1 protein-coding gene is annotated in these 256 nt (G+C 41.0%); it reads right to left on the reverse strand.

The annotated features are described in order from the left end of the window. Positions 1-256, reverse strand: a 256-nt coding sequence (locus tag CWB76_RS19145) for an REP-associated tyrosine transposase (protein ID WP_502704773.1), incomplete at both ends; no start/stop codon positions are given.

Genomic DNA, 256 nt, shown 5'->3' on the forward strand with positions numbered 1-256 from the left:
AAGGCCAATCAATCACCCACTCAACCAAACCATGTTTAAGCGGGTTAACATGCACATAATTTACGTGGTGCCAATAATCACGTTCATCAACAATAGTATGCTCCCAAAAACGGCGTTGCCAAATCCCTCGTTCATTTTTATTAACGCGTGCAAGTGGTAAATGTTCGTTTTTAGGCAAGCCTTTAGAAAAACGTTTTTTAATTTCGCGCCAACGGCCAGAATAATCGCTATCACCTTTGGGTAAAGTTAACACTGC

This window comes from Pseudoalteromonas sp. S1609 (assembly GCF_005887255.1).
Lineage (GTDB): Bacteria > Pseudomonadota > Gammaproteobacteria > Enterobacterales > Alteromonadaceae > Pseudoalteromonas.